The sequence below is a fragment of the Stenotrophomonas sp. INTA L402-1 genome (assembly GCF_059295135.1).
In genome coordinates, this window is the sequence record NZ_JCAFWP010000001.1 from 421,988 (window position 1) to 447,087 (window position 25,100).

The 25,100-nt window shown below is 67.7% G+C and carries 26 protein-coding genes; 10 read left to right on the forward strand and 16 right to left on the reverse strand.

Annotated elements, in window-relative coordinates; translation table 11 throughout:
* Window positions 1-24 precede the first annotated feature (24 nt).
* The 3 genes from AC5O77_RS01905 to AC5O77_RS01915 form a co-directional block, all read right to left on the reverse strand.
* Complete coding sequence (locus tag AC5O77_RS01905; protein ID WP_197585047.1) at window positions 25-459, reverse strand: EamA family transporter; 435 nt, start codon at window positions 457-459, stop codon at window positions 25-27.
* Between the two features lie 87 nt (window positions 460-546).
* Entirely contained in the window at window positions 547-1,719 is a 1,173-nt protein-coding gene (locus AC5O77_RS01910; RefSeq protein ID WP_478058301.1) for a low temperature requirement protein A, read from the reverse strand.
* A 9-nt stretch (window positions 1,720-1,728) separates the two neighbouring features.
* Window positions 1,729-1,995 carry a hypothetical protein gene (locus AC5O77_RS01915; protein WP_478058300.1) on the reverse strand — a complete coding sequence of 89 codons (267 nt, stop codon included), beginning with the start codon at window positions 1,993-1,995 and terminating at the stop codon, window positions 1,729-1,731.
* 203 nt (window positions 1,996-2,198) lie between these two features.
* Here AC5O77_RS01915 and AC5O77_RS01920 point away from each other — a divergent pair, with 203 nt between their 5' ends.
* The 4 genes from AC5O77_RS01920 to blaL1 all read left to right on the forward strand — a co-directional run bounded on the left by AC5O77_RS01920 (window position 2,199) and on the right by blaL1 (window position 7,040).
* Window positions 2,199-2,723 (forward strand): RNA polymerase sigma factor, encoded by a 525-nt coding sequence (locus AC5O77_RS01920; protein ID WP_032129471.1) that lies wholly within the window; start codon window positions 2,199-2,201, stop codon window positions 2,721-2,723.
* The gene (locus AC5O77_RS01925) at window positions 2,720-3,571 is read left to right on the forward strand and encodes a FecR family protein (RefSeq protein ID WP_149908524.1); all 852 of its coding nucleotides are present in this window, start codon (window positions 2,720-2,722) and stop codon (window positions 3,569-3,571) included. The genes AC5O77_RS01920 and AC5O77_RS01925 overlap by 4 nt, the downstream gene beginning before the upstream one ends.
* 71 nt (window positions 3,572-3,642) lie before the next feature.
* A complete protein-coding gene (locus tag AC5O77_RS01930; protein WP_494506369.1) occupies window positions 3,643-6,072 on the forward strand; it encodes a TonB-dependent receptor in 2,430 nt (809 codons plus the stop codon).
* Window positions 6,073-6,167: 95 nt separating this feature from the next.
* Window positions 6,168-7,040 carry a L1 family subclass B3 metallo-beta-lactamase gene (blaL1, locus tag AC5O77_RS01935; RefSeq protein ID WP_494506370.1) on the forward strand — a complete coding sequence of 291 codons (873 nt, stop codon included), beginning with the start codon at window positions 6,168-6,170 and terminating at the stop codon, window positions 7,038-7,040.
* Between the two features lie 128 nt (window positions 7,041-7,168).
* Here blaL1 and AC5O77_RS01940 read toward each other — a convergent pair whose 3' ends face one another.
* The 3 genes from AC5O77_RS01940 to AC5O77_RS01950 all read right to left on the reverse strand — a co-directional run bounded on the left by AC5O77_RS01940 (window position 7,169) and on the right by AC5O77_RS01950 (window position 10,471).
* The gene (locus AC5O77_RS01940; RefSeq protein WP_494506371.1) at window positions 7,169-7,708 is read right to left on the reverse strand and encodes a DUF411 domain-containing protein; all 540 of its coding nucleotides are present in this window, start codon (window positions 7,706-7,708) and stop codon (window positions 7,169-7,171) included.
* Window positions 7,709-7,824: 116 nt separating this feature from the next.
* Complete coding sequence (locus AC5O77_RS01945) at window positions 7,825-8,160, reverse strand: hypothetical protein (RefSeq protein ID WP_494506420.1); 336 nt, start codon at window positions 8,158-8,160, stop codon at window positions 7,825-7,827.
* A 25-nt stretch (window positions 8,161-8,185) separates the two neighbouring features.
* On the reverse strand, window positions 8,186-10,471 hold the full coding sequence (locus AC5O77_RS01950; protein ID WP_494506372.1) for an FdhF/YdeP family oxidoreductase: 2,286 nt from the start codon (window positions 10,469-10,471) through the stop codon (window positions 8,186-8,188).
* A 243-nt stretch (window positions 10,472-10,714) separates the two neighbouring features.
* On the opposite strand from AC5O77_RS01950, the gene fdhD reads away from it, so the two are divergent.
* Window positions 10,715-11,554 carry a formate dehydrogenase accessory sulfurtransferase FdhD gene (fdhD, locus tag AC5O77_RS01955; RefSeq protein ID WP_153675775.1) on the forward strand — a complete coding sequence of 280 codons (840 nt, stop codon included), beginning with the start codon at window positions 10,715-10,717 and terminating at the stop codon, window positions 11,552-11,554.
* Between the two features lie 69 nt (window positions 11,555-11,623).
* Here the strand turns inward: fdhD and AC5O77_RS01960 are convergent, their stop codons facing one another.
* A complete protein-coding gene (locus tag AC5O77_RS01960; protein WP_049462647.1) occupies window positions 11,624-12,160 on the reverse strand; it encodes a carboxymuconolactone decarboxylase family protein in 537 nt (178 codons plus the stop codon).
* 107 nt (window positions 12,161-12,267) lie between these two features.
* Here AC5O77_RS01960 and AC5O77_RS01965 point away from each other — a divergent pair, with 107 nt between their 5' ends.
* Window positions 12,268-13,149, forward strand: a complete 882-nt coding sequence (locus AC5O77_RS01965) for an AraC family transcriptional regulator (protein ID WP_153675777.1) — start codon at window positions 12,268-12,270, stop codon at window positions 13,147-13,149.
* Between the two features lie 117 nt (window positions 13,150-13,266).
* On the opposite strand, the gene AC5O77_RS01970 is transcribed toward AC5O77_RS01965, so the two are convergent.
* The 8 genes from AC5O77_RS01970 to AC5O77_RS02005 form a co-directional block, all read right to left on the reverse strand.
* The gene (locus AC5O77_RS01970) at window positions 13,267-13,824 is read right to left on the reverse strand and encodes a TetR/AcrR family transcriptional regulator (RefSeq protein ID WP_100434731.1); all 558 of its coding nucleotides are present in this window, start codon (window positions 13,822-13,824) and stop codon (window positions 13,267-13,269) included.
* A gap of 4 nt (window positions 13,825-13,828) precedes the next feature.
* Window positions 13,829-15,361, reverse strand: a complete 1,533-nt coding sequence (locus tag AC5O77_RS01975; protein WP_494506373.1) for an MFS transporter — start codon at window positions 15,359-15,361, stop codon at window positions 13,829-13,831.
* A 180-nt stretch (window positions 15,362-15,541) separates the two neighbouring features.
* Entirely contained in the window at window positions 15,542-16,291 is a 750-nt protein-coding gene (locus tag AC5O77_RS01980; protein WP_100468705.1) for a hypothetical protein, read from the reverse strand.
* Window positions 16,291-16,905, reverse strand: coding sequence for a DUF3299 domain-containing protein (locus tag AC5O77_RS01985; RefSeq protein ID WP_100468707.1), 615 nt, complete (start codon window positions 16,903-16,905; stop codon window positions 16,291-16,293). Before AC5O77_RS01985 ends, AC5O77_RS01980 begins: the two co-directional genes overlap by 1 nt.
* The gene (locus AC5O77_RS01990) at window positions 16,895-17,446 is read right to left on the reverse strand and encodes a DUF3299 domain-containing protein (RefSeq protein WP_100468708.1); all 552 of its coding nucleotides are present in this window, start codon (window positions 17,444-17,446) and stop codon (window positions 16,895-16,897) included. Before AC5O77_RS01990 ends, AC5O77_RS01985 begins: the two co-directional genes overlap by 11 nt.
* Window positions 17,447-17,448: 2 nt before the next feature.
* A complete protein-coding gene (locus tag AC5O77_RS01995; protein WP_100468711.1) occupies window positions 17,449-18,702 on the reverse strand; it encodes an ABC transporter permease in 1,254 nt (417 codons plus the stop codon).
* Window positions 18,695-19,390 (reverse strand): ATP-binding cassette domain-containing protein, encoded by a 696-nt coding sequence (locus AC5O77_RS02000; protein WP_100468713.1) that lies wholly within the window; start codon window positions 19,388-19,390, stop codon window positions 18,695-18,697. The genes AC5O77_RS01995 and AC5O77_RS02000 overlap by 8 nt, the downstream gene beginning before the upstream one ends.
* The gene (locus AC5O77_RS02005) at window positions 19,387-19,920 is read right to left on the reverse strand and encodes a ZrgA family zinc uptake protein (protein WP_049462652.1); all 534 of its coding nucleotides are present in this window, start codon (window positions 19,918-19,920) and stop codon (window positions 19,387-19,389) included. The genes AC5O77_RS02000 and AC5O77_RS02005 overlap by 4 nt, the downstream gene beginning before the upstream one ends.
* 32 nt (window positions 19,921-19,952) lie before the next feature.
* Between AC5O77_RS02005 and AC5O77_RS02010 the strand changes: the two genes are divergently transcribed.
* Window positions 19,953-20,429 carry a MerC domain-containing protein gene (locus AC5O77_RS02010; protein WP_494506374.1) on the forward strand — a complete coding sequence of 159 codons (477 nt, stop codon included), beginning with the start codon at window positions 19,953-19,955 and terminating at the stop codon, window positions 20,427-20,429.
* 86 nt (window positions 20,430-20,515) lie between these two features.
* On the opposite strand, the gene AC5O77_RS02015 is transcribed toward AC5O77_RS02010, so the two are convergent.
* A complete protein-coding gene (locus AC5O77_RS02015; protein WP_494506375.1) occupies window positions 20,516-22,648 on the reverse strand; it encodes a TonB-dependent receptor in 2,133 nt (710 codons plus the stop codon).
* A 188-nt stretch (window positions 22,649-22,836) separates the two neighbouring features.
* Between AC5O77_RS02015 and AC5O77_RS02020 the strand changes: the two genes are divergently transcribed.
* The 3 genes from AC5O77_RS02020 to copD all read left to right on the forward strand — a co-directional run bounded on the left by AC5O77_RS02020 (window position 22,837) and on the right by copD (window position 25,075).
* Window positions 22,837-23,691, forward strand: coding sequence for a helix-turn-helix domain-containing protein (locus AC5O77_RS02020; RefSeq protein WP_012511210.1), 855 nt, complete (start codon window positions 22,837-22,839; stop codon window positions 23,689-23,691).
* 111 nt (window positions 23,692-23,802) lie between these two features.
* Window positions 23,803-24,180 carry a copper homeostasis periplasmic binding protein CopC gene (copC, locus tag AC5O77_RS02025; protein ID WP_012511211.1) on the forward strand — a complete coding sequence of 126 codons (378 nt, stop codon included), beginning with the start codon at window positions 23,803-23,805 and terminating at the stop codon, window positions 24,178-24,180.
* Window positions 24,181-24,190: 10 nt separating this feature from the next.
* On the forward strand, window positions 24,191-25,075 hold the full coding sequence (gene copD, locus AC5O77_RS02030; RefSeq protein WP_012511212.1) for a copper homeostasis membrane protein CopD: 885 nt from the start codon (window positions 24,191-24,193) through the stop codon (window positions 25,073-25,075).
* Window positions 25,076-25,100 lie beyond the last annotated feature (25 nt).

Consider the following 25,100-nt stretch of genomic DNA (forward strand, 5'->3'; position numbering starts at 1 on the left):
TTCCGTGTGATGGGTTGAATCCCGCTACTTCTTCGTCGCCAGCACGATCACCCCGGCCACCACCAGGCCGATGCCGCTCCACTCCCGCAGGCTCGGCCGTTCGCCCAGCAGCAGGTAAGCCAGTACGATCACCAGCACCACGCTGAACTTGTCGACCACTGCCACCTTGGCCAGTTCACCACTCTGCAGCGCGCGGAAGTAGAACAGCCACGAGGCGCCGGTGGCCAGCGCCGACAGCACCAGGAACAGCTGCGTGCGCCCCGGCAGCAGCAATGGATTCGACCACTTGCCGGTGATCACCACCAGCGGCAGGATCACCGCCGCCACCACCAGGGTGCGGATGGCCATGGCCAGATCCGAGTCGACGCCCTTGACCCCAACCTTGGCGAACAGTGCGGTCAGAGCGGCGAAACAGGCCGACAACCCGGCCCAGACCAGCCACTGCGGAACATTCTGCATGTTGCGCCACTCCCGGTTCCAAGAGCACTCACTGCCAACGCTACTCCCATTGCACGCCTGCGCAAGCAGTGTCGGCCAACGCGCCGATCAGGCGCGTTGCAGACGGTGCTTCAACCGCGTATCCATCAACCCCACCGCCAGCAGCACCGCGCTGGTCAACCAGCCAGCGGCCAGCAGATGGGTCTGCGGCAGTACGACACCCAGCACGCCCAGCGCCACCGCACCGATCAGATGCGAGTACGGTGCGCGACCGTACACCACGCGCTTGTACAGCGCGCTGCCCAGCAGGTAGATCAATGGCCCTGCAACCAGCACGGCCGCATACACCGGCGTCACCGCAGCGTGCGGGTGGTCCATGACCAGGTCATTGCCCACCGCCGTGGCAATGATCCCGGCGATCAGCAGCGCGTGCACATAGTGGAAGTTGGCCCCCATCCGCCCGGGGTCTTCAGCATGGCTGATGGCCTCGGTGGCGTCGCGGCTGGAGATGCCGAAGTACAGCCACCACATGGCGATCGTGCCGGCGAAGGTGGCAAGCACCGCCGACACCACCGCCCCGCTCCACTGTTCGACCTCGCTGAGCACGCCACCGGTCGCCAGCAGCGTCTCGCCCAGCGCGACGATGACGAACAGCTGGCAGCGCTCGGCCAGGTGCCCGCCCTCGATGGTCCACTCGCGGGTGTGCGAACGGCCCAGCCCCGGGAACGCGAAGCCGAACATCGGTGAGACGTATTCGCACGCCACCGCCACCGCCCACAGCGCCAACCGCGTATTGCCCTCGGCTGCCGCACCTGCCAGCCAGAAGCAGGCCGACACGCTCACCCAGGCCAGCATGCGACGGAAGTTCGGCGTCAGGGGATGCGTGCGACCGACCTCCAGCAGCACGAAGGCGGTACGCCCGACCTGCATGGTGGCGTAGGCCCCGGCAAACACCCAGGCGCGGTCAGCGAACGCCTCGGGAATGGACGAGGACATCAACAAGGCCAGCAGCATGGTGGCAAACAGCAGGCCGCGGATGCGCGGCGCCTCCGGATCGAACCAGTTGCTGACCCAGCAGGCGTACTGCCAGCCCAGCCACACCGCGAACCACAGCACCAGCGTCTGCAGCACGCCGGCCAGATCCAGGTGATGCAGCAGGTGGTGGCTGAGCTGGGTGACCGCGAACACGTAGACCAGGTCGAAGAACAGCTCTTCGTAGGTCACGCGCGCATGGTGGCCGTCGCGCTGGCGCAGGGCCGGCAATCGCAGTCGTGTACTCATGGCTTTCCTTCAGCGCGCCAGGCGCCAGTAGAGCAGACCGGCCAGCAGGGCCGGCACCGCGAACACCAGCAGCAGGATCGGCAGTTCTTCACGTATCCCGTAGCCGGCCTTGCTGACGCCCACCCACAGGTTGGCCACCGTCACCAGCAGCCAGGTGGCAATGAACGCGATCAGGGCCGTGGGCAGCTGTGAGGTACCCACGCTCCACAGCCGTCCGAACAGCAGGAACACCCCAAGCAGCACGACGCCACCCACCATCACCAGAAGCACATGCATGGTCCACCTCCTTGAGCCTGCAGGCAGGCTAGCCGTGGGCGATTCTGCGCTCCAGCCGATGATCGTGGATTCACTTTCCAGGCGCGGCGAACAATCGCCCTGACGATCGCGGCATGGCAAACGAGAACAGTTCCCATTAGTATTGCGTCATTGCGCAGGGATGACCTCCCGGCACCCGCCTTTCACCCTTGCTGCCCGTCCGGATGTCCCAGCCGACACTTCCCCGCCCACCTGCGCTGCCGCTGGTGACCTCGCTGGTGCGCCACTACGAGGAACTGGTGGACTACCTGCATCGCCGGTTCCGCTCGCCCGGGCTGGCCCGCGAAGTGGTGCACGATGTCTGTGTGCGCCTGCTGGAACGCCCGGCCGCGCATGACGCCCGCCAACCGATCGCGCTGCTGCGCAGGATCGCCCACGATGCGGCGGTCGACCGCTGCCGCGCCGAGGATCTGCGCCGGCACTGGGTGGAGCCCCGCGCCGAGCTCCCCGAAGGCGCCTGCGAGCGCCCCGGACCCGAGCGCCAGGCGCAGGGCCAGCAGGCGCTGCAGCGGCTGACCACCAGCATCGAGCGCATGCCCTGCCGGCGGCAGCAGGTGTTCATCCTGCACAAGATCCACGAGCTGCCCCAGGCCGAGGTGGCGCAGCGGATGGGCATCGGCCTGAAGGCAGTGGAACGTCATCTGCGCCTGGCCATGGCCGACTGCCGGCTGCACGGTGCGCTGCGGTGAGTCCTGCATCACCCGATCCGGCACCGCCGTCGCAGCCCACCGAACCGTCCGCCGAGGACACGCTCGATCAGCACCGGGAGGCACTGAAGGAGCGTTTCCCGTTGCCAGGCCCGGAACAGCTGCAGCGGCGCCGCGGCGGATCTGGCGCGAAACGGGTACTGCCGGTGCTATTGCTGGCGGCCGCCGCGCTGCTGCTGGCCGACCCGGCCTGGCAGGTGCGTGACTACCAGACCGCCGTCGGCGAGCGCCGCGACATCGAGCTCCCGGACGGCAGCCGCGTGCTGCTCGACGCAGGAACCCACCTACAGGTCCGTCGCCATCTGCGTTCGCGGCAGGTGCTGCTGGCGCAGGGCCATGCGCGCTTCGAGGTGCAGCATTCGGCATGGCGCCGCTTCCAGGTCGATGCCGGGCCGGTACAGGTACGCAACTACGGCACGGTGTTCGATGTTGACCGCCAGGGCGATCTCAGCGAGGTCACGCTGTGGCGCGGCGAGGTCGGTGTCAGCGTGGATGGCGGCGGCACCGAGCAGCGGCTGAAGCCGGGGCAGCGCCTGCTGGCCCAGCCGGGGTCGCTGTCTCCGCCGGAAGCCGTGGATCCGGACCGGGCCGACTGGACCACCGGCCGGCTGCAGTTCGACCGCATGCCACTGAGCGAGGTGCTGCGCATCCTGCAGCGCTATCACGACCGTCCGATCGTGCTGGACGACCCGGCACTGGGTCCGCTGCAGGTGTCGGGCGTGTTCGATGCCGATCGTGCCGAGACGGCGGTCGCGCTGCTGCCGGAGATCCTGCCGGTCCAGGTGCATACCGCCGCCGACGGCAGCCTGCATCTGCGCGCCCGCGATTGATTGCCACGCCGAGGGTGGGTTGCGCGCCGTCCCATCCGGCAAGTGCTTGAACCCTTCCGAAGGACCCCCGCATGACCCGCCCTGTTCCGCCCGCCGCGCTGCGCCGCCTGGCCCCCACCCTGCTCGCTGCCTGCCTGTGTGCGGCGCTGCCCGCCACCGCGCAGTCCGCTGCGTCCGCACCCGTCGAACTGCACCTGCCGGCCGGCCCGCTGCAAACTTCGCTCAACTCGCTGGCGCGGCAGAGTGGCATCCAGCTGCTGTTCGCGGCCGACAGCGTGAGCGGCCGCAACGCGCCCACCCTCGACGGCCGCTACACCCCGCACGACGCCCTGCAGCGCCTGCTGGCCGGGCAAGGCCTGGCGATGCAGGAGCGCTCGCCGGGGGTGTTCGTGGTGAGTGCCACGCCGGCATCCCCCAAGCCCCGCGCTCCGGCCCGGGCCGCGTCATCGGCAGCGTCCCAGGCCACGACCACTTCGCTGGCCCGGGTCACGGTATCGGCCTCGACCGCGCGCATGCCGCAGGGCGAGACCGCGATGCCCAACACCATCACCGTGCTGACCCGCGAGGACATCGCGCAGCAGCTGGCGCTGGGCTCGGATGTCTCGCGCGTGCTGTCGGCGCAGATCCCGGCATTTGCCCCGGCGCGCGAGAAGATGTCCAACTACGGCGAAACCATGCGCGGCCGCGGCATCCTGTACATGGTCGACGGCGTGCCGCAGTCGACGCCGCTGCGCGATGGCTCACGTGATTCGCACACCATCGATCCGGCGATGATCGAACGCATCGAGGTCATCCACGGCGCCAACGCGCTGCAGGGCATCGGCGGTACCGGCGGCATCGTCAACATCATCACCCGCAGCGCGCCCAGCGAGCCGGGCGCCTTCCTGCTCGACACCAACATCAGCTACAGCTCGGCCCTGCCCAGCCGCCGCGATGACAATGGCCAGCGCGGCTCGGCACTGGTCGGCGTACGCGGCGAGCAGTTCGATCTGGTGGCCGGCCTGGCGTATGAGAAGCAGGGCCTGTACCACGACGGCGAGGGCCGTTCGATCGGTACCAACGCGCAGGGCGAACTGATGGATTCGACCTCGTCGAACGTGTTCGCCAAGCTGGGCTGGAACATTGCCGAGGGCCACCGCCTGCAGCTGATGGCCAACCGCTACGAGCTGCGCGGGCTGGACAACTACCTGGCGGTGAACGGTGATTACCGCACCGGCCGCCCGACCATTTCGGTGCCCGGCGATACGCCGCTGGACCCACCGATGAACCGCTCGCGTTCGTTGACGCTGGACTACAGCGCCGCCGATCTGCTCGGTGGCCGCTTCCAGGCGCAGGCCTTCGCGGTGGACTTCGAAGGCCGCTATGGCGCCAGCCAGTGGGACCCGTGGGGCAACACCGGCGCCAACGCCGCCTGGGACCAGACCCAGAACGAATCGGACAAGCGCGGCTTCAAGCTGACCCAGAGCTGGGCCCGCATCGCTGACACCACGCTGGACGTGACCCTGGGCCTGGACGGCCTGCGCGACCGCACCCACCAGGTGCTGCTGGCCAGCGGCATGAACTGGGTGCCGCAGACCACCTACCAGAGCCTGTCACCGCTGCTGCAGCTGCACTGGTGGCCGACCGACCACCTGATGCTGTCCGGCGGCCTGCGCTACGAAAAGGGCGAGCTGGAAGTAGGCGACTACACCACCCTGCCCCGCTACGGTGCACGCAAGGTGGCCGGCGGCAAGCCGACCATGAGCGAGACCCTGCCCAACTTCGGCGCGGTCTGGTACATCAATGACCGCCTCAACGCCTACGCCTCGTATTCGGAAGGCTACACCGTGGCCGACGTCGGCCGCGTGCTGCGCGCGATCAACCGCGACGGCCAGCGCGTGGACAATCTGATTGACCTGTCACCGGTGGTGTCAGACAACCGCGAAATCGGTCTGGAGTACGACGATGGGCGCTTCAGTGGCGATATTGCGTACTACACCTCCGAATCCAAGCTAGGCTCGGTGCTGATCTACGACCCGGGCATCGACGCCTATGCGGTGCAGCGCCAGGCCACCCGCGTGGAAGGCTTTGAAAGCAACCTGCGCCTGCGCTTGGGCGACAGCCGGCTGGGCCTGGGTTATGCACGCGCCAACGGCCGCTACGATGCCGACGTCGACGGCCGCCTCGACAGCGACCTGGCCGGCGTCAACATCGCGCCGAACCGGCTGACCGCGTTCTGGGAGCAGAGCTGGACACCACAGCTGAGCACCCGCCTGCAGGCCAGCCACGCCTTCGACCGCGATTTCGACCTGCGTGGCGCACGGGTGGCGGAGTTCAAGGGTTACACCACGGTGGACCTGGTGGCCCGCTACGTACTGGACAAGCACAGCTTCACCCTGGGCGTGCAGAACCTGGCGAACAAGCAGTACATCAGCTACTACTCGCAGACCACGCCGTCGAACCCGAGCTATTTCTCGGGCCGTGGCCGAGTGCTGACGCTGGGGTGGCAGTACCGGTACTGATCCATGGCGCCCTTATGGGAGCCATGAAATCTATGCGCGACGCGATGAAGGAGGCCCATGCTAGTTTCTGGGCCTCCTTCAAACGGACGTGAACCATGCGTTTTTCCCTGCTCGCCGTTACACTGGCCGCTGTTCTTCCGGTCGCGCACGCCAGCGCCGCCGAGGCACCACTGCCGCAGTTGCGGGCCTACACCGTGGATGCTTCCTGGCTGCAGCCGATGGCACCGCTGCAGATTGCTGACCACACCTGGCAGATCGGCACCGAGAACCTGACCGCACTGCTGGTGCAGACCGCCAAGGGGGCAGTGCTGCTGGATGGCGGCATGCCACAGATGGCCAGCCACCTGCTGGACAACATGAAGGCGCGCGGCGTGGCCCCGCAGGACCTGCGGCTGATCCTGCTCAGCCATGCGCATGCCGACCATGCAGGCCCAGTGGCGGAACTGAAGCGCCGCAGCGGCGCGCACGTGGTCGCCAACGCGGAATCGGCAGTGCTGCTGGCACGTGGCGGCAGCGATGACCTGCACTTCGGCGATGGCATCACCTACCCGCCTGCCAATGCGGACCGCATCGTAATGGATGGCGAGGTGGTCGAGGTGGGCGGCATCGAATTCACCGCGCACTTCATGCCGGGACACACCCCGGGCAGCACCGCCTGGACCTGGACCGATACCCGCGAGGGCAAGCCGCTGCGCATCGCCTATGCCGACAGCCTGAGTGCACCGGGCTACCAGCTGCAGGGCAACCCTCGTTATCCGCGCCTGGTCGAGGACTACAAGCGCAGCTTCGCGACGGTGCGGGCGTTGCCCTGCGACGTGTTGCTGACCCCGCATCCGGGCGCCAGCAACTGGGACTACGCTGCGGGTGCCAGGGCCGGTGCCAAGGCACTGACCTGCAAGGCCTACGCGGATGCGGCCGAACAGAAGTTCGACGCACAGCTGGCCAAGGAAACAGCCCGCGCCCGCTGATTCTGTAGAGTCGAGCTTGCTCGACTGAAGCAGAGCAGTCGAGCATGGCTCGACTCTACAAAGAGCATGCCGAGGGTGGGCTCGGCTCTCCGAGGGGTGCCGGTCAGGACGACCGGCACCCGTGACTGTCAGCCGCCCTGCCCGTGCTGGGCAAACGGCTCGGTTGTGCCATCGGTACGCACCAGTTCGACGGTGTACGGCTGCACGTAGCCATCCGGCATTTCCATGCCCGGCGAACCGGCCGGCATGCCGGGCAGCACCAGCCCACGCGCCGCCGGACGTTCGGCCAGCAGTCGCTTGATGTCTTCGGCCGGGATATGGCCTTCAATCACGTAACCACCGATCTCGGCGGTGTGGCAGGACGCCTTGCCGACCGGCACACCCAGCCGGACCTTGATCGGGTTCATGTCATCGGTATCGCGCACATCCACCTGGAAGCCTTTGGCCTTCAGGTGGTCGACCCAGATGCCGCAGCAGCCACAGCTGGCGGTCTTGTGCACGATGGCAATGGGCAGTGCCGGGTCCACCTGCGACGGGCTGGACTTGATCGGTGCCGCCGGGGCTTCGCTGGCAACCGGCGCGGCGGGCGATTCTTCGGCAGCGCGCGCGCAGGCGGTCGTGGCCAGTACGGTGCCCAGCAGCAGGCCGAGGGAGAGAGATCGGTTCATGGTGTTGATTCCTTTGCAGATGCGGGCAACGCGGCCCGCTGCCTGCGCATCGAAGGCACAGGCAGAGTCGAGAATGAGTCGAGCAGCTACGGCAGGCGCTTGAGGCCTGCAGGGAATCACACGATGGGCGGCCGTAGCGGATCCGGCAACGGCGGCGGTGCGCGTTGCTGGGTGCTGGCTGGCAAAGGCGCCTCACGCCAGGGTGACGCTGGCGTTCCGCTCAGGGTGGCCAGCATGCCGAGGCTGGCCGGCGGGCATTCGCACTCATTGCTCTGGCAGACCGTTGATGCTGCCTCGTCGCAGCATCCGGCCATGGCCGCCGAATGCGGTGCGGCGCAATGGTCCGCGCTGGACTGCGCCGCGTACGAGGATGAGGCAATCGCAAGCGCCGGTGCGTTCAGCACCAGGGCAAGGAGGAGCATCCATCGCAGCAGCAGGCCAGGCAGGTTCACCGGACGATGATAGCCGATGAACGCATCACGCAATCGCCTCGGCCATCGCCCGCATCCTTACCGGAATCGACTTGGCCGCTGGGGTACCGCTGACCCGGTCGTAGTAGTCCAGCGGCAACAACGGGTTCAGTTCCGGGTAGTAACCGGCCAGGGCGCCGCGCGGCATCGGGTAGTCCAGCACGGTCAGGCCTTCGATGCGCCGCTGCACGCCATCGCCGCTGATCGTCTCCAGGCAGACCAACGCCTCCTTCTCCAGCCCGCGCGCCAGCCGGTCCTCGATGTTCATGAACAGCACCATGCGGTCGTTGTACACGCCGCGGTAGCGGTCGTTGTAGCTGTAGATGGTGGTGTTGTACTGGTCGTGCGAGCGCACCGTGGCCAGCCGCAGCATCTCGGGGTCGTCCACCGGCGCGTCCACGTCCAGGCCTGGCATCACCAGGATGTTGGCCTTGCCGTTGGACGTGGGCCACACTCGACGGCGCGGTGGAATGTCCAGGTGGAAGCCGTGCGGCTGCTGGATACGCTCGTTGAAGCCGGTGTAGATCTCCGGGTACACCGCTGCGATCAGCTCGCGGATGGGTGCGTAGTCATGCATGCACCCGGCCCAGTCGACCTGGCTGTGCGGCAGTGTTGCCACCGCCATGCGGCAGACGATCTCGACCTCCGGGAGCACGTCCGTGCTGACCGGCTCGAGCACGCCGCGCGAAGCGGTCACGTTCGACATCGCGTCCTCGATGGTGACGAACTGCTCGCCTGCCGGCGTGACGATGCGCTCCGAACGTGCGACCACCGGCAGGATCAAGGCATCGCGGCCATGCACCAGGTGACCGCGATTGAGCTTGGTGGCGATGCCCACCGTCAGCTCCAGGCCGCGCATGGCCTCGTACGCGCGCGGCGTATCGGGCACGGCGTGGATGAAGTTGCCGCCCATACCGATGAACACCTTGGCGCTGCCGTCCAGCATCGCCTCGATCGATTCGACCACGTGATGACCGTGCTCGCGCGGCGGATCGAAGCCGAACACCTGCTGCACGCGGTCCAGATAGGCCGGCTTGGGCTTCTCGTCGATGCCGACGGTACGATCGCCCTGCACGTTGGAATGGCCACGGATCGGCCCGATGCCTGCGCCGGGCTTGCCGAAGTTGCCACGCAGCAACAGCAGATTGGCCACCTGCTGCAGCAGGGTCGAACCATACTGATGCTGGGTCAGTCCCATGCCGTAGCAGATCACCGTGGCCTTGGAGCGGATGTAGATCTCGGCGCAGCGGCGGATCTGCGCCTGCGTGATGCCGGAGACCTGCACGATCTCGTTCCAGTCCTGTGCCATCACGTCCGCGCGCAGTGCGTCCAGGCCTACCGTGTGCTCAGCCAGGAAATCGTGGTCAAGCACGCGCTCGCCCTGCGCTTCGCGCTCGAACATCACCTTCATCATGCCCTTGATCAGGGCCAGGTCGCCGCCGATGCGGATGTGCACGAACTCGCTGGTGATCTCGGTCGAACCGAACGTGGCCATCTGCACCATGTCCTGCGGTTCGGCGAAACGGATCAGCGCGCGCTCGGGCATCGGATTGACCGCCACGATCGGGATGCCGCGTTTGCGCGCCTCGACAAGGTTGCTCATCATCCGCGGCGAGTTGGTGCCGGTGTTCTGGCCGATCACGAAGATCGCCTCGGCGTGCTCGAAATCCTGCAGCACGATGGTGCCCTTGCCCACGCCGATGGCCGGCGGCAGGCCGCGGCTGGTCGGCTCGTGGCACATGTTCGAGCAGTCCGGGAAATTGTTGGTGCCAAACTCGCGCACGAAGATCGAATACAGGAACGCGGCTTCGTTGGGCGTGCGGCCGGAGGTGTAGAACTCAGCCTGGTGCGGGCTGTCCAGCGCCTGCAGATGACGGCCGATCAAGGCAAACGCCTCGTCCCAGCTACACGGAACGTAATGATCGGTGGACGCGTCGTAGCGCATCGGCTCGGTCAGCCGGCCCTGCATCTCCAGCCAGTAGTCGGTCTGCGCCATCAGCTCGGTGACCGTGTGCTGGGCGAACAGCTCGCGGCCGGCACGGAACTGGGTGGCTTCCCAGGCCAACGCCTTGGCACCGTTCTCGCAGAATTCCAGCTTCTTGCGTTCGTCGGCATCGGGGAACGCACAGCTGGGGCACTTGAAGCCACCGGGCTGGTTCATTGCCAGCAGCGCCTTCGAGCCCTTGCCGATCACACTCTGCTGCAACAGCACCTTCGCCGTGGCACCGGCGGCACCCCAGCCACCGGCCGGCTGGTTGTAGGGCTTGTAACGCGGCGGCTTCTGCTCGGACATGTTCGGGAACCTGGCGGGAGGAACACAACAATCAGCGGCGCGGGATGGGCCGGATGCGGCGTCTGCAGCGCGGCCAGCCCCGCAGTCAAGCACGGACAAGGCCGCTTCGCCAGAGGCAAACGCTGTTTTCAGCGCAGCCTGCCATGACAACGGTTACACCCGCGTCAGCGCCCGGCCACTGCGCTATTCTCGAAGCCGTGGGTGGTCCACCACCTGCGTATTTCCCTTGCCCGGACGCGCTGCATGCCTGACTCGACCCCGCCGCACACCCCGCCTGCCGGCACGGCCCAGCGCCCGTTGCAGCGCTGGCGCAGCGAGGGGCACCAGCAGCAGGTCGACGTGGTAGCCGAGGAAGTGCCGGTTGCACTGCGCTACAACGGCGCCGCCTTCGCGGTGATGATGGCAACGCCCTGCGACTTGGAAGACTTCGCGCTGGGTTTCTCGCTCAGCGAGGGGCTGATCACTACGCCCTCGCAACTGCTGTCGATCGAGGTCCGCCCGCAGCTGGAGGGCATCGAACTGCAGATGACCGTTTCCGAAGACGCACCCGGTGCCGATCTGGATCCGGCCAATGGCCGCCTGCTGCCCGGTCGCGGTGGCTGCGGCCTGTGCGGCACGCGCCAGCTGGAGGATGTGCTGCGCCCGCTTCCGCAGATCCGCGAGCGCCGCACCTATCCGCATGCCGCATTGCAGCGGGCGCTGGCCACGCTGGCGCAGCATCAGCCGATGAATGCGGTGAGTGGATCGACGCACGCTGCGGCCTGGGCCGATGCCAGCGGGCGGATTGGCTGGGTGCGCGAGGATGTGGGCCGTCACAATGCGTTGGACAAACTGATCGGCGCCCTGCATCACAACGAGCACGCCATCGACGGTGGGTTGCTGGTGATTTCCAGCCGCGCCAGCTATGAGATGGTCAGCAAGGCGATACGTGCGGGTGCCAGCGTGCTGGCAGCGGTGTCGGCGCCGACCGCCCTTGCGATCGACCTGGCCCGCAGTGCGGGACTGTGCCTGGTCGGGTTCGCGCGGGAGAGCGGGTTCAATGTGTATACCCATCCCGAACGGCTGCAGGCGGACGACAGGTAGCGCCGCCCCCCCGTCTGCTCCATTTCGACCGGCCCGGGCGGCCCATTGCCACCCGGGCCAGACCGTACCTCAGCGCAGCGCTACCTTCGGGAAGTCCACCGGCACGTCGAAGGCCACGTTGACGTAGTTGGTGAACAGATTGAGCGCCACATGGGCGAGGATCTCGACGATCTGCTCGTCATCGAAGCCGGCTGCGCGCAGCGCCTGCACATCACCGTCGGTGATCTGTGCACGCTGTTCAACCACCTTCAGCGCGAAGTCGAGCGCCGCCGAGGTGGCCGGGTCGCTGGACTGGCCGATCTGCGCGGCGGCCATCTGCTCGCTGCTGGCGCCGGCCTTGCGACCCAGCGCCGTGTGCGCGGCCAGGCAGTACTCGCAGGCATTGTGGTTGGCAATGGCGACGGCGATCTGCTCGCCCAGCAACGGCGACAGGCGACCGCCGCCCAGCGCGCCGAACGACCCCCACATGCTCTGCAGCGCGGCCGGCGAATTGGCCACCGCGCGGAACATGGCCGGGGTGGCGCCGAAGGCGGCGTGGACCTGGCCCAGCAGGGCCTGGCGGTCGGCGGTGGTGTTGGCGGCATCGATCAGGGGGACACGGGACATGGTGGATCTCCTTGGGAAAAGCGCCCGGGATTGGACGACCCGCTTATCCTAGGTAGACTTGGCGGACGAACTGGCCGTAATCAGCCGAATATGTTGTCCATTCGTCCATGAGCATGCCCACTGACACCTCCGCACCCGACCGCCTCTCCTCTCTGCTGGAACGCTTCCGGGTGCAGGCCGCGCTGTTCCACAGCGGACCTCTGTGCGGGCGCCATGTCTTCGAGCCGCAGCCCGGTCGGGCGTTCCTGCACATCCTGCGCCAGGGTGAAATGGAGGTCCGTCATCCCGACGGCGATACCGCGCTGCCGCGTTTGAAGATCGACACCCCCAGCCTGCTGCTGTACCCGCAGCCGCTGCATCATGTGTTCTTCAATGCGCCGCTGGATGGCCCGGACTTCACCTGCGCCACGCTCGACTTCGATGGCGGCGCGCGCAATCCCATCGTGCAATCGCTGCCGCCGGTGATGGTGGTGCCGCTGTCCGCGATCAGCGAACTGGACGACACCCTGCATCTGCTGTTCACCGAGGCCGACCGCCAACGCTGCGGTTCGCGGCTGCTGACCAACCGCCTGTTCGAGGTGGCGTTGATCCAGATCCTGCGCTGGGTGGTGGATCATCCCGATGCGGCCGGGGTCAGCCACGGGCTGATGCGCGGGCTGTCCGATGCGCGGCTGGCACGTACGCTGGTGGCGATGCACCAGGCGCCGCAGGACGAATGGACGCTGCCACGCATGGCCGCGACAGCCGGCATGTCGCGCAGTGCGTTCGCAGCGGTGTTCAAGGAGGTAATGCAGGCCACGCCGGCCAGCTATCTGCTGGATTGGCGGCTGAGCCTGGCCTGCGCGCAGCTGCGTGCGGGCGTGGCGGTCAAGCAGGTGGCGATCGAAGTCGGGTTTGCCGATACCGCGTCATTGTCGAAGGCGTTCCGGAAGCGGTTGGGGGCGTCGCCGAGGGCGTGGCTGGCGGCGACCGCAGCACAGGTCGGGTAAATGGGTGAGGGGTAGAGTCGACCGCTGGTCGACTATCGCGCGCAGCGCGGGGTTTTCGTGAGCAGCCGACCAGCGGTCGGCTCTACCAAGAGCGACGTCCCCGCGTCGGTCGACGGCTCAGCTGGACGTTCCATCAGACTTCGCCAGCAGCCCGGCGATGCGTTCGGCCACCTGGGCGCGCACACTTTCATCCAGCTGCCCTTCGTACATCGCTTCGTAGATCCACAGGCCATCGGCCGCCAGCCGCGCTACGAAATTGTCGAGCGCGGCCGGATCCTGTTCCGCGGCCGACGGCGGCAACGGCGCCCAGCGCCGCACTGCCGGTCCCCACGGACGCTCGTCGGCGTCCGGGTCAGCCGATTCAAGCATGAACATCAACTCGGCACGGGTGGCGCTCTGCGCCGACACACGCACGAAGGTCTGGTAGCGCTCCAGCGCCGTGGCCTCACCTGCGGTCTTGCCCAGCAGCGATTCCATCGACGCTTCCCAGGCCTGCACCAGATGCTCGTCGATGCCGCGCAGCAGCGCTTCGCGCGACGGGAAGTGGTACAGCAGGCCGCCACGGGTCAGCTTGGCCTCGGCGGCCACCGACTCGAAGGTCACCGCGCGCACGCCGTCACGATTGATCACGTTGACGGCGGCGTCGAGGATGCGGTCGCGCTTGCTGGTTCTCATCGCGTCATTTTACGCGATCGGCCGCACCCTCGCGGCCACCGACGCGCCCCCGCAACAGGCGCGCGATGATCGCCGCGCCCACTGCCAGCACCACCGTGATCACCAGCAGCACGATCTGGTAGCCACGGTCATACGCGGCCGTGGCCAGTGCGAACCACTCGCCCTGCCCGCTTTCGCGTGCCACGTGCAGCGCCTGGGTGAAGCCCTCGCGGGCAAGCTCGGGCATGTCCGCCGAGACCGGCAGGAAGGCACCGTACGTTGCCGCACTCAGGCTGCCCAGCATCGCCACCGCGAGCAGGCCACCAAACTCGTAGGACACCTCTTCCACCGACGAGGCCGTGCCCGCGCGGTGCGCCGGTACGTTGTTGAGGATGGCAGTGGACGCCACCGAGATGGCCGAGCCCATGCCGAAACCGGTGATCGCCATGCCGGCCACCACCCAGCCGAGGCCGTGCGGGAAGCCGAACGCCACAACACCGACACCCACGGCGCCAGCCGCCAGGCCGCCGCAGATCAGCGGGCGCAGGCCCACGCGGTGCAGGATGCTGCCACCCAGCAGCGCACTGGGCAGGCTGCCCAGCGCCGCCACCGATACCAGCAGGCCTGCCTGCAGCGGCGTGAAGCCCGCCACCAGCTGGAAGCGCTGGGTGGTGACCAGCTGCAGGCCAGCCATCGCGAACAGGGTGAATACCGCCGACAGCGTACCGGCCAGGAACGCCGGATTGCGGAAGATCGCGAAGTCCAGCAACGGGTACGGCAACTGCTGCTGGCGACGTGCGAACGCCGCGCCGCTGATGACGGCCAGCAGCAGTGCACCGGCACCCAGCGCATACGACGGCGGCGTGGCGATCAGCGACTTGATGGCCAGCACCAGGCCGGACAGCGCCGCCAATGCCAGCAACGAAGACACCAGGTCCCACGGCCGCGAGGTATCGCGCTGGCCTTCCGGTGCCAGCAGCAGGGTAGCGACGAAGGCCACCACCACCACCGGCACGTTGATCAGGAACACCGAGCCCCACCAGAAGTGCTGCAGCAGCCAGCCGCCGATGATCGGACCCAGTCCCGCACCGACGATGGCCACCGAGCCCCAGATGGCGATGGCAATGTTGCGCTCGCGCTCTTCGTGGAAGCTCAGGCCGATCAGCGCCAGCGTAGCCGGCATCATCGCCGCCGCACCGACCGCCAGGAACGCACGGGCGGCGATCAGCTGCGCGGCGCTGTCAGCGAAGGCCGCCGCCAGCGAGGCGGTGCCGAACACCACCAGGCCGATCAGGAACATGCGGCGGTGACCGATGCGGTCACCAAGCGTACCGGCGCCCAGAAGCAGGCCGGCCATCACCAGCGGATAGGCGTTGATGATCCACAGCGCCTGGCCGGCACTGGCCGAGAGTTCCTCGGTGAGGGTGGGCAGAGCGGTGTACAGCACGGAGTTGTCGAGGGTGACCAGCAACAGGCCGGCGGCGACGGTGAACAACAGTGCCCAGCGACGGGCACGCGACAGGGCCGGAGCGCCGGCCAAGGGCTGGGACAAAGCCATGGGGAAACCTGATGGGGTGGACTACGGTCATAACTATACAGGATGTCCTGTACAGTTATGGCGACGGCGCCAGACGTTCAGATTTTGTCGGGGGTAATGTTCATGTTCCGGAGAACGGTAGCGCCGGGCCATGCCCGGCAACGGGGTACCCGCAACAAGGCCGCCGGGTATGGCCCCGCTCTACCGGCAGTCTTCCGGCAACGCGACGATCGCCGACACCACCGCTGCCTGCATGCCCTGCCCCACGGCCATGTCCAGCTCCCCGCCCGTTGCCCCATGTTGGCGCCGCAGCTCGTCCTCGCACAGGCCGCGCACCCGCGCACGCGCATTGGCGCGCAGGCTGCTGCACCGCCAATCGGTGCCCCCCAGCGGCAGCACCGAATACACCACGCTGTTGCAGGCGTTGCCTGCCCGCTGCTGCAGCGACAGGCCGCCGAAATCACGCGGTTCGCTGCTGCGCTGCGGGTCGAAGTAGCTGTCCGGGAAGGTGCGCGCGTACTGTTCGATGTCCACCTGCATGCTGCGCCCACCGGCCAACGGCATCTGCAGCGGCTGGCCACAACGCGTGGCGTCTGCACGATGCTGGATGTACTGGTAGATCGGCCGGTCCAGCGTTGGATCCTGCTGGGTCACCGCACTGACCGCCGCCAGCACCGGCAACGATGCACGATTGGCCATGCGCGCCAGCAGCCCCGTCTGTGCCGGCTGGCAGCGGTCGCGCAACGTGGCCGCCAGCAGGAACAGCACATCATTGCGAAAGGCGTGGTCTTCGCCCAGGCGTTGCTCGATGCGCTGGCTGGCATCGGCTGCCGGTGCCGGAAACGCGACCGCCGGAGGCTCCGGGACTACGGCGCGCCGCTGCCAGCACACCGCCAACGCTACGCCTGCTGCCACCAACACCACCGCAGCGATGATCCAGCGCGCGCGCATCAGTTGTGGATCGCCGTCAGCGTCGCCGCTGCGGCGTCGTAGGACGCGCTGGCGATATCCGCATCGAAGCGCTTGACCTGCAGGCGACCGGCCAACCGGTACGGATCCCACAGGTCGCCCAGCGCGATCGGCGTGGCCAGGGTCACATGGATGATCTGGTTCGGCGGCGGTGGCGGCACATGGATGCAGGCCCCGTAGAACGGTACAAACAACAGTTCGTCGACCAGTCCTGCGTCGTTGGTGCCCAGCGGCACCACGTAGCCATCCAGGTCAACGGCGCGGCCATCGGCAGTTTCGACCACCTGCGATGAACCGAACTGCTTGGCGCGGTCCGGGCTGGAATGGTCGATCTCCTGCCCCGGTGGCGTGCCCGAGCCGGTGTCGTCGATCAGCCCGCCCACCCCGTCCATGCCATTGCGTGACAGGCCGATCTGCGGCGGCGGACGCTGGTAGGTCACTTCGTCGGGCCGCAGTGCATCCCAGCGGTCGATGGGCGCCTCGGTCGTGGCCGGCTGTGCCGGTGCCGCGGTGACGGTCGTGGTGCCCCCACCCGCCTGCGTACACCCCAGCAAGCCCAGGCAGCACGCCAATCCGATCAGGACGCTACGGTTCATACGGCCTCAGCTGCGCATCGCGCATGGTGTAGGCGGAGCCGGCCAGATCATCGTCCAGCCGTTCGGCACGCAGGGTACCGGCCAGGAAGAACGGCGAATACATGTCCGGCATCTCGATCGGGCGCGGCAGCACCACGTGCACGATCTGGTTCGGCGGTGGCGGCGGCACATGGATGCAGGCGCCGTAGTACGGCACGAACAGGAATTCGGTCAGCCGCCCGTCCTGCGCGTTGGCCAGCGGCACCACGTAACCCGGCAAGCGCACCGGCCGCTGCAGTACGGTGTCCACGGTGCGGAACGTACCGAACTGCGGCATGCGCCGGTTGCCGTTGTGCTCGACCTCCGGGCCCTCGCCGCGCTCCAACGCCGCCAGTTCTTCCTTCGGCATCATCTGCAACCAGTCCAGTTCCTGTTCCTCGGCAGCTGCCGGGGCATCGCGATCGACCACCGGTGACGGTGGCAGCGCCTGCACGCCGGTATCGACCGGGCGTTCGCAGGCGGTCAGCACCAGCAACAGCGGCAACAGCGGCAACCAGCGCATGCTCAGCCCCCGGGTGACAGGCCATCGGCCAGCGTGCGCCGATAGGCCAGCAGCGCCGGTACCAGGCCGGCCACCGCGCTGATCGCCAGCACACCTGCGACCCACGCCAGTTCGCGGCCATCCGGCCAGATGTGGGTGATCGACAGGCCGAAGCTGGCCAGCGCCCAGCCACGCCCGGCCAGGCTGGCCACCACCAGTGCGGCCAGTGCGAGCACGCAGGCAAGCGCGCTGGTCGCCACCGCCTCCACCACCAGCAGGCTGGCGATATAGCCCGGGCGTGCACCGATGGCACGCAGCACCGCCATCTCGCGCCGGCGCTCCTGCAGGGTCGAGACCAGCAGCGCCACCAGCGAGACCATGCCCAGCAGCACCACCATCGCGCTGATCAGCTGCAGTGCCCGCTCGGCCGTGCCCAGTGACTGCCACAGCTGCTGCAGGGTCACGCCGGGCAGGATCGCCAGCATCGCCTCATCCGGATACTCGTTGATCCTGCGCTGTACCGAGAACGTGGCGATGCGCGAGTTCAGGCCGAGCATGAAGGCGGTGATGCTGGTCGGGGTCAGGTCCAGATGGCGCGCCTGCTCGGCGCTGACACTCTGGCTGCGCAGCTGCACGCCGGAGCGCCAGTCGACATGGATCGCCTCGATGGCCGGCAGCGAGACCAGCACCGACGAATCGACCGGCGTGCCGGTGCGCTGCAGGATGCCAGCCACACGGAACGGCTTGTCGGCATGCGTGGCCAGCGTGACCGCGCCGGTGCCATGGGCCAGCACGATCTCGTCGCCGATGCCGACCTTCTGCGCGCGTGCCACCTCCGCGCCGATCACGGCGTCGTACAGATCGTCGAACGGCCGCCCCTGCGCAAATGCCAGCGCATGCCCCGCGCCGTAACGATAGTGCTCGAAGTAGCCGCCACTGGTGCCGACCACCCGGTAGCCGCGCCACGAATCGCCCAGCGACAGTGGTACCGCCCACTTCACCTGCGGCAGCGAGGACAGCTCCTGGTAGGACTGCCAGGACACGTTGTTGGTCGGGTCGCCGATGTGGAACACCGAATACAGCAGCAGGTTCACCGGCCCGGAGCGGGCACCGACGATCAGGTCAGTGCCTGAGACGGTGCTGGCGAAACCTTCGTGCGCCTGCGTGCGCACGCGCTCAACACCGAGCAGCAGCACCACGCTGAGGGTGATCACCAGCACGGTGAGGCTGACGCTCAATGCGCGGCTGCGCAGGCTGGCCCAGGCAAGTTCAAGCATGGGTGCCACCTGCGTGATTGATCTGCGACAACGCGATGGTGCGGTCGAACAAGGGCTGCAGGCTTTCATCGTGACTGACCACCAGAACCGTGGTACCGGCGGCCCGGCACTGTGCGGACATCAGCTGCAGGAAGGCGGTCGCGGCCAGGCGATCCAGCGCCGAAGTCGGCTCGTCAGCCAGCAGTACTGCGGGGCGGCCGATCAGGGCGCGTGCGGCGGCCACGCGTTGCTGCTGGCCGACACTCAGGGTACCGGCCGCACGCTTGGACAGCGCCGGGTCCAGCTGCAGCGCTTCCAGCAGGCGCAGGATCTCGTCGTCCAGCGGCCCGCTGATGCGCTCACTGCGCACCGGAGAAAAGCGCAGGCCAAACGCGATGTTGTCGCGCACGCTGAGGAACGGCAGCAGGTTGAACTGCTGGAAGATCACGCCCAGGTGATCGGCACGGAAGCGATCGCGCGCGGCACCCCGCATCATCTGCAGCGCGTGACCCGCCACTTCGACGCGCCCCCTGCCGGGTAGCAGGACGCCGGCCAGCAGGCCGAGCAAGGTGCTCTTGCCGCCACCGCTCACTCCACGCAACAGCACGCTGCTGCCCTGCTCTATCAGCAGCTGCGGGATATCCAGCACCAGGCGTGTTGCGTAGCCGAACTGCACATCCTCCAGGGCGATCACCGCTGGCGTGCTCACGGCGCCAGCACCACGCGCAGGTTGTCGGCACTCAGCACGCTGCGGTCCTGGCCGTTGGCCGTCGCACTGTTGACGATGACTTCGTGCAACCCGGGGAACAGCACCGGCAGGCGCACGACCAGGGCGCGCAATGCACTCGGATTCGTGCAGCGATACTGCAGGTTGGCACTGAAACCGGCGTGGCGATGCTGCCCGGCCGCTGGCACAGCGGCGGTCGCAGCGAAGCCTTCGGCACTGGCGTCACTGCTGGCCAGGCGGCAGTTGGCGGCGGTGGGCAGGGTGACCCAGCTGCCGCCCTTCAGCAATGCCGTGGCGCGCGACAGTGCCGCCTGCTCGGTCGCGTTGGCGGGCGGTCGCTCGAAATCAAGAATGCCGATGCCCGGCGCCTGCAGGGCGAACTCCAGCGTTCCCTGGTCGAGAGCGAGATCAACAGTGGCCTGGCCGTGCACGTGTGGCGCGTGCTGGCGGACATCGTGTGCCTGGGCCGCGTTGGCAGCCAGCAGCAGGAAAAGAGCAGCAGGAAGCTTCATGGGGGAGACTCCAATTGTTACTATGTAACATAATGGACCACATCCCCCCGACCCCCGCAAGGGCTCTGGCCCAGCCGCCAACTTCGGCACGCTGGCATCCCCGTTTCGATCTGGCCGGCGCCTGGCTGTCGCTGGCCTGCGCCGCCCATTGCATCGCCCTGCCACTGCTGCTGGCCTTCGTGCCAGCGGCAATGATGGCGCTGCGCTCGTTCCAGCACCCCGGCCACGGTGTGATGACGCTGCTGTTGATGATGTCGCGCTGGGAATGGTTGTTCGCATTGATGGCCTCGACGCTGGCGCTGGCCAGTACCACGGCCGGGCTGTACCGGCATGGGCGCTGGCTGCCGATGCGGCTGGCCGTGGTTGGCGCGATCCTGCTGGTGTCGGCGTCGCTGTACCTGCCGTTGAAGGAATCGCTGCTCTGGCATGGCTTGGCCACCGCCTGCGGTGGCGTGCTGCTGGCATGCGCGCACATCGGCAACCGGCGGGCATTGCACGGCCACAGGTAGCGTTCCGAAGATGCCGGCCAGCGGCCGGCACTACCGTTTCGTTGGACCGGTAGCGCCGGCCGCTGGCCGGCGCGCGGCCCGCCTCCTCAGAAGCGGTAGCCCACTTCCGCGCCGAAGATCCGCGGGCTGTCGACCGGGCCGTAGTAGTTGCCGTCGCGGCCGAAGGCCAGGTTGTCGAAGATAAGGCCGTTGATGCGGCGCTTGTTGGTCAGGTTCTGCACGAACACCCGCGCGCTCCACGGCCCGGTCTCGTAGCCCAGCTGAGCGCCGAGCACGGCCACTGCGGGCTGGAACGCGCGGTTGCGTTCATCCAGTGCATTGGAGCCGGTGAACTGCGATTCCAGCCGTGCATAGATGCCCGAGTCGAACTGATAGCGCGCCGCCAGATAGCCAGTGTAATGAGGGGTCAGCTTGACCCGCTTGCCATCCAGGTTCTGGTCCACGCTGACCCACAGCTTGGTGTACTTCGCATCGACGTAGCCCACATTCGCCATCAGGGTGAAGCCCGGCAGCACTTCAAACACGCCCTCCAGCTCGGCACCGCGGGAACGGATCGAGGCATCCGAACCTACGTAGTCCGACGAGATCGGGCGGCCGTTGGCATCGGTGGCCACCTGGATCTCCTGCCAGTTGTCCGAGGTGATGTGGAACAGCGCGCCGCCGATGTGGCCACGACCGCCGGCCAGGTTCATCTTGAAGCCCAGCTCATGGCTCCACATGCGTTCGGACTCGTAGCGCAGCACCTTGTCGTTGACCACATCGCTCTGCGCCGCAGCCAGATTGAAGCCACCCGGAATGTAGCCCTTGGCCGAGGCCGCGTAGAAGGACAGGTCGTCAGTGGCGTCGTAGCGCAGCGACACCCGCGGCAGCGTGGCCGAGAAGGTATGCGCCAGCGCGGCATCGCGGTACAGCACGCGGCCACCGGCGCCGAGGTCCAGCGCACCGGCACGCTGTTCGGTGGCGCGCCGTGCCTGCTCACGGCGCAGGCCGGCGCTGGCCGTCAGCTTCGGCACCGCCGGGAAGGTATAGCTGGCGGTGGCGAAGACGCTGTAGTCCTCGCCCTTGGAGGTCTGCCGCGGTGCCAGGTTGTAGCTGTCCAGCCCGTGCAGCGCCGGGCCGACGAAGGTGCCGAGGATCGAATCCTTGCTGTTGCGGTAGGTCGACACACCGGCCATCCAGGTCAACGCCTGGTCGCTGAGCGAGCTGAAGCGCGCCTCGGCCGTCCATTCCTTCTTCCTGTCGTAGATGCGACCGGCCAATGCCGGGCTGTTGGTCATGTCGAAGTCGTAGCCGACCGAGGTCACCTCCTCGTCCCGCCAGGAAGCGGCCACGTCCAGCGTGCCGGCCTGCAGCTGCCATTGCGCACTGAGGCCGGCCACCGTTTCGTCCTTTTCGGTGCGCTTGGGCGCGTCGTTGATGTAGGTGAAGTCACCGGCACGGCGGCCGCCATTGAGCGATGTGCCGTAGGTGCGGTTGTAGAGGCCGGTATCCAGCGGCAGGTATTCATACTCGAACATGCCCGGCGCGCGGGTGCGCAGGTGATAGGCCAGCGCGTTCACCGAAACGTAGTCGCTCGGCCGCCAGCGCAGCTTGCCCTGCAGGTAGCCTTCGCCGACCTTGCCGCGCGCACCGGAAGGCGTGAGGTTCTTCAGGTAGGCGTCCTCATCGGAACCCATGAACGCCACCGAGCCGGACAGGCTGCCGTCCCGGCTCAGTGGCCCGGCGAGGAAGCCATCGATGGCGGTGCCGTTGCCGTTGCCGAACCAGGTGCTGCGCAGGTTGACCTCGCCTTCGCGCTTGTCCGCAGGACCACGCGTACGCACCAGCACCAGGCCGGATTCGCTGTTGGCGCCATACAACGTGCCCTGCGGACCGCGCAGCACCTCCACCGACTCGACCTGGTTGAGCACGGCATTGCTCAGTTCGCGGAACGGAATGCCGTCGATGTAGACCGAGGCACGATTGACCAGGAATGGATTGGACTCGATGCCGCGGATCGAGATGAACATGTTGCTGAGCTGGCCCATCGCATTGAACTTGACGTTCGGCGCGAGCTTGTCGAGGTCACGGAACTCGGTGACGCCCGCTTCTTTCAGGGCCTGCCTGTCGAGCACCGTCACCGACAGATCGCTCTTCAGGTAAGGGGTATCGCGCTTGGAACCGGTGACGCGGACACCGTCGAGCGTGGCCGGGTCGGCCTGCTGGGCAAGGGCGGGCAAGGCAGGAACGAGCAGGGATGCTGCGATGAGCGCGGCAGCAGGCGTAGACGACTTCAAAGCGGGAACCTCGACGGATGGAGTGGCGGACGCGCGGGCGGCGGCAGCGCGGGACAAGAGTGTTATCCTGTAACATTAGCGTCCTGCCGCCACTCCATTTCCGGCAGCGCCGCTCCATTCCCGGATCCGTGATGCCCGCCCTCGCCGACCAGTTGCTGCAGGAAACCCGGTCGCAGGCCCCTGCTGCCTACGCCAGCGATGACGGTGCGGTGGTGCTGCTGCGCCATCGTTTCGACGCCAGCGAAGGCGAGATGGGCCATCCGCACCAGCTTCGCCTGGGCCTGGCCGTGGACGGCGGCGGACGGCTGCAGCAACGCACCCTCAACGGCCTGCTGCAGGCGCCGTGGCGGCCCGGCCAGTTCAACCTGGTGCTGCCGGGAGACACCGGCACCTATGCCAGCCCCGCGGTCGATCTGCTCGGCATCGCCATCGATACCCGCCTGCATCCGCAGGATCCGCAGCGGTTGCAACACCTGCAGCCGCTGGCGGCGCGGCTGCACCACGACCCGGTGATCACTTCGGTACTGCAGGCGTTGTGGTGCAGCGCGCAGGCCGATGTTTGCCTGCCCGGCTTCCTCGAGCATGGCGCCCAGGTCCTGCTGCATCGCCTGGGTCAGCTTGCCGGACTTCCCTGCAGGGAACGCGGCAGGGACACGGCACTGTCCACGCGGCGACTGCAGCAGCTGGAGGCTTACATCGATGCACAGCATGGCCAGCCTCTTGAAGTCGCACAGTTGGCCGCTGCGGTGCAGATGGACCCGTCCACGTTCGGTCGTGCGCTGCGCGCCGCCACCGGCCTGCCACCCTATGCGTTCCTGACCCGACGCCGCATGCAATGGGCGCGCGGGGCACTGGCCCAGGGATGCAGCGTCACCGAGGTTGCGCTGGCCAGTGGCTACGCCAATCCCAGCAAGTTCAGCGCGGCCTTCCGGCGTGTGGTCGGTTGTTCGCCGTCAGCCTGGATCGCGCAGTCGCGGGCCCGGTAGCGCCGGCTGCGGGCCGGCAGCCAACATTACAGACCGGTAATGTTCGCGTCAGGGCAGCGAAAGGCGCGCTGCATCACCCTGAGGGCAACTTCCCGACAGGCGTTCCCGCACATGATCCGCTCCCTGCTCCGCCCCACCTCGCTCGCCCTGCTGCTGTCCGGCCTTGCGGTCGCACCGCTGGCGCTGGCCCATCCCAGCCTGGTGCGCGCAACGCCGGCCGCCGACGCCACCGTGGCCCCGGCCAGCCAGATCGAGCTGCAGTTCAGTGAAAAGGTGATGCCGCGTGCCACCCGCATCGAACTGAGCATGGACCATGGCCGCATGAAGATGGCGATGCCGACCACTGCGCAGGAGATCTCAGAGGACGGCCACACCCTGCGCGCGCGCTTCGCCAAGCCGCTGCCTGCCGGCACTTACGCGCTGCAGTGGCGCGCGGTCGGCCAGGACAGCCACCCGATCACCGGCAACTACCGCTTCACCGTGAAGTAAGGCCACCGCTGTGGCCGAGCTTTCGCCGTATGCGCTGCGGCTGGTGCTGTATGCCGTGTTGATGCTGCTGTTCGGGCGGATGCTGTTCGTCCGGCCCGGGCTGCCGCGCGGCGTCTCGCTGACGCTCACCGTGATCGCGTTGGTACTGGTCATCACCGACGCGGTGACCCGGTTGTCCGGCGTGCTTGGCGTATCGCCGGCCGACATCGACGGCGAGACCGCGCGCTGGTTTCTTGCCGGTACGCCGGTGGGTGAAGCGGGCCTGCTGCGCATCCTGGCCGTACTGGCAATGTTGCCACTGCTGGCCATCAACCGCCCCGTACAGGGCCTGCGCCGCCTCGCACTGCTGGCACTGTCTGCCAGCGCATTGGCCAGCCTTTCCTGGAATGGCCATGCCGCCGCCGGCGACGGGCTCGGCGGCACGCTTCGGCTCGGCGCCGGCATGCTGCATCTGCTGGCCGCCGGCGCCTGGGTCGGGGCGATCGCCGCCATCCTGCAGCTGGCGCTGCGACCGCAGGGCCTGCGTCTGCGCGAACGCACCCGCGAGCTGTGGCAGGCCGCGCACAGCTTCGCTGTGCCCGGCACAATCATCGTCGCCCTGCTGGCGATGACCGGCACCTATACCTATGTCGATCTCGGCGGCTCGCTGCACACCCTGGCCGAAACCGCACATGGGCGCTGGCTGCTGCTCAAACTGGCCCTGGTCGGCGGCATGCTTGGGCTGGCCGCGCTGCATCGCTGGCGGCTGGTGCCGGCGCTGGCGGTTTCCATCCGCGGAGGCTGGCAACCCAGGCCACTGCGTTCGCTGCGCCACAGCCTGGCCTGCGAAGCGGTGCTGGCGCTGCTGGTGCTGGCCTGTGTAGCGGTACTCGGCACCCTGGACCCGGTGGCATGAACCACCGCTGCCGACCCACCCGCAA

What these genes read in the sequence shown, in the direction of transcription:
- AC5O77_RS02005 (WP_049462652.1), bottom strand. Translation starts at nt 19,920, where the DNA reads ATGAAGCTTCCTGCTGCTCTTTTCCTGCTGCTGGCTGCCAACGCGGCC.
- AC5O77_RS01980 (WP_100468705.1), bottom strand. Translation starts at nt 16,291, where the DNA reads ATGCGCGCGCGCTGGATCATCGCTGCGGTGGTGTTGGTGGCAGCAGGC.
- AC5O77_RS01990 (WP_100468708.1), bottom strand. Translation starts at nt 17,446, where the DNA reads ATGCGCTGGTTGCCGCTGTTGCCGCTGTTGCTGGTGCTGACCGCCTGC.
- AC5O77_RS02020 (WP_012511210.1), top strand. Translation starts at nt 22,837, where the DNA reads ATGCCCGCCCTCGCCGACCAGTTGCTGCAGGAAACCCGGTCGCAGGCC.
- AC5O77_RS01905 (WP_197585047.1), bottom strand. Translation starts at nt 459, where the DNA reads ATGCAGAATGTTCCGCAGTGGCTGGTCTGGGCCGGGTTGTCGGCCTGT.
- AC5O77_RS01930 (WP_494506369.1), top strand. Translation starts at nt 3,643, where the DNA reads ATGACCCGCCCTGTTCCGCCCGCCGCGCTGCGCCGCCTGGCCCCCACC.
- copC (WP_012511211.1), top strand. Translation starts at nt 23,803, where the DNA reads ATGATCCGCTCCCTGCTCCGCCCCACCTCGCTCGCCCTGCTGCTGTCC.
- fdhD (WP_153675775.1), top strand. Translation starts at nt 10,715, where the DNA reads ATGCCTGACTCGACCCCGCCGCACACCCCGCCTGCCGGCACGGCCCAG.
- AC5O77_RS01940 (WP_494506371.1), bottom strand. Translation starts at nt 7,708, where the DNA reads ATGAACCGATCTCTCTCCCTCGGCCTGCTGCTGGGCACCGTACTGGCC.
- AC5O77_RS01920 (WP_032129471.1), top strand. Translation starts at nt 2,199, where the DNA reads ATGTCCCAGCCGACACTTCCCCGCCCACCTGCGCTGCCGCTGGTGACC.
- AC5O77_RS01960 (WP_049462647.1), bottom strand. Translation starts at nt 12,160, where the DNA reads ATGTCCCGTGTCCCCCTGATCGATGCCGCCAACACCACCGCCGACCGC.
- AC5O77_RS01995 (WP_100468711.1), bottom strand. Translation starts at nt 18,702, where the DNA reads ATGCTTGAACTTGCCTGGGCCAGCCTGCGCAGCCGCGCATTGAGCGTC.
- AC5O77_RS02010 (WP_494506374.1), top strand. Translation starts at nt 19,953, where the DNA reads ATGGACCACATCCCCCCGACCCCCGCAAGGGCTCTGGCCCAGCCGCCA.
- AC5O77_RS01975 (WP_494506373.1), bottom strand. Translation starts at nt 15,361, where the DNA reads ATGGCTTTGTCCCAGCCCTTGGCCGGCGCTCCGGCCCTGTCGCGTGCC.
- AC5O77_RS01910 (WP_478058301.1), bottom strand. Translation starts at nt 1,719, where the DNA reads ATGAGTACACGACTGCGATTGCCGGCCCTGCGCCAGCGCGACGGCCAC.
- AC5O77_RS01950 (WP_494506372.1), bottom strand. Translation starts at nt 10,471, where the DNA reads ATGTCCGAGCAGAAGCCGCCGCGTTACAAGCCCTACAACCAGCCGGCC.
- AC5O77_RS01985 (WP_100468707.1), bottom strand. Translation starts at nt 16,905, where the DNA reads ATGAACCGTAGCGTCCTGATCGGATTGGCGTGCTGCCTGGGCTTGCTG.
- AC5O77_RS01970 (WP_100434731.1), bottom strand. Translation starts at nt 13,824, where the DNA reads ATGAGAACCAGCAAGCGCGACCGCATCCTCGACGCCGCCGTCAACGTG.
- AC5O77_RS01915 (WP_478058300.1), bottom strand. Translation starts at nt 1,995, where the DNA reads ATGCATGTGCTTCTGGTGATGGTGGGTGGCGTCGTGCTGCTTGGGGTG.
- AC5O77_RS01965 (WP_153675777.1), top strand. Translation starts at nt 12,268, where the DNA reads ATGAGCATGCCCACTGACACCTCCGCACCCGACCGCCTCTCCTCTCTG.
- blaL1 (WP_494506370.1), top strand. Translation starts at nt 6,168, where the DNA reads ATGCGTTTTTCCCTGCTCGCCGTTACACTGGCCGCTGTTCTTCCGGTC.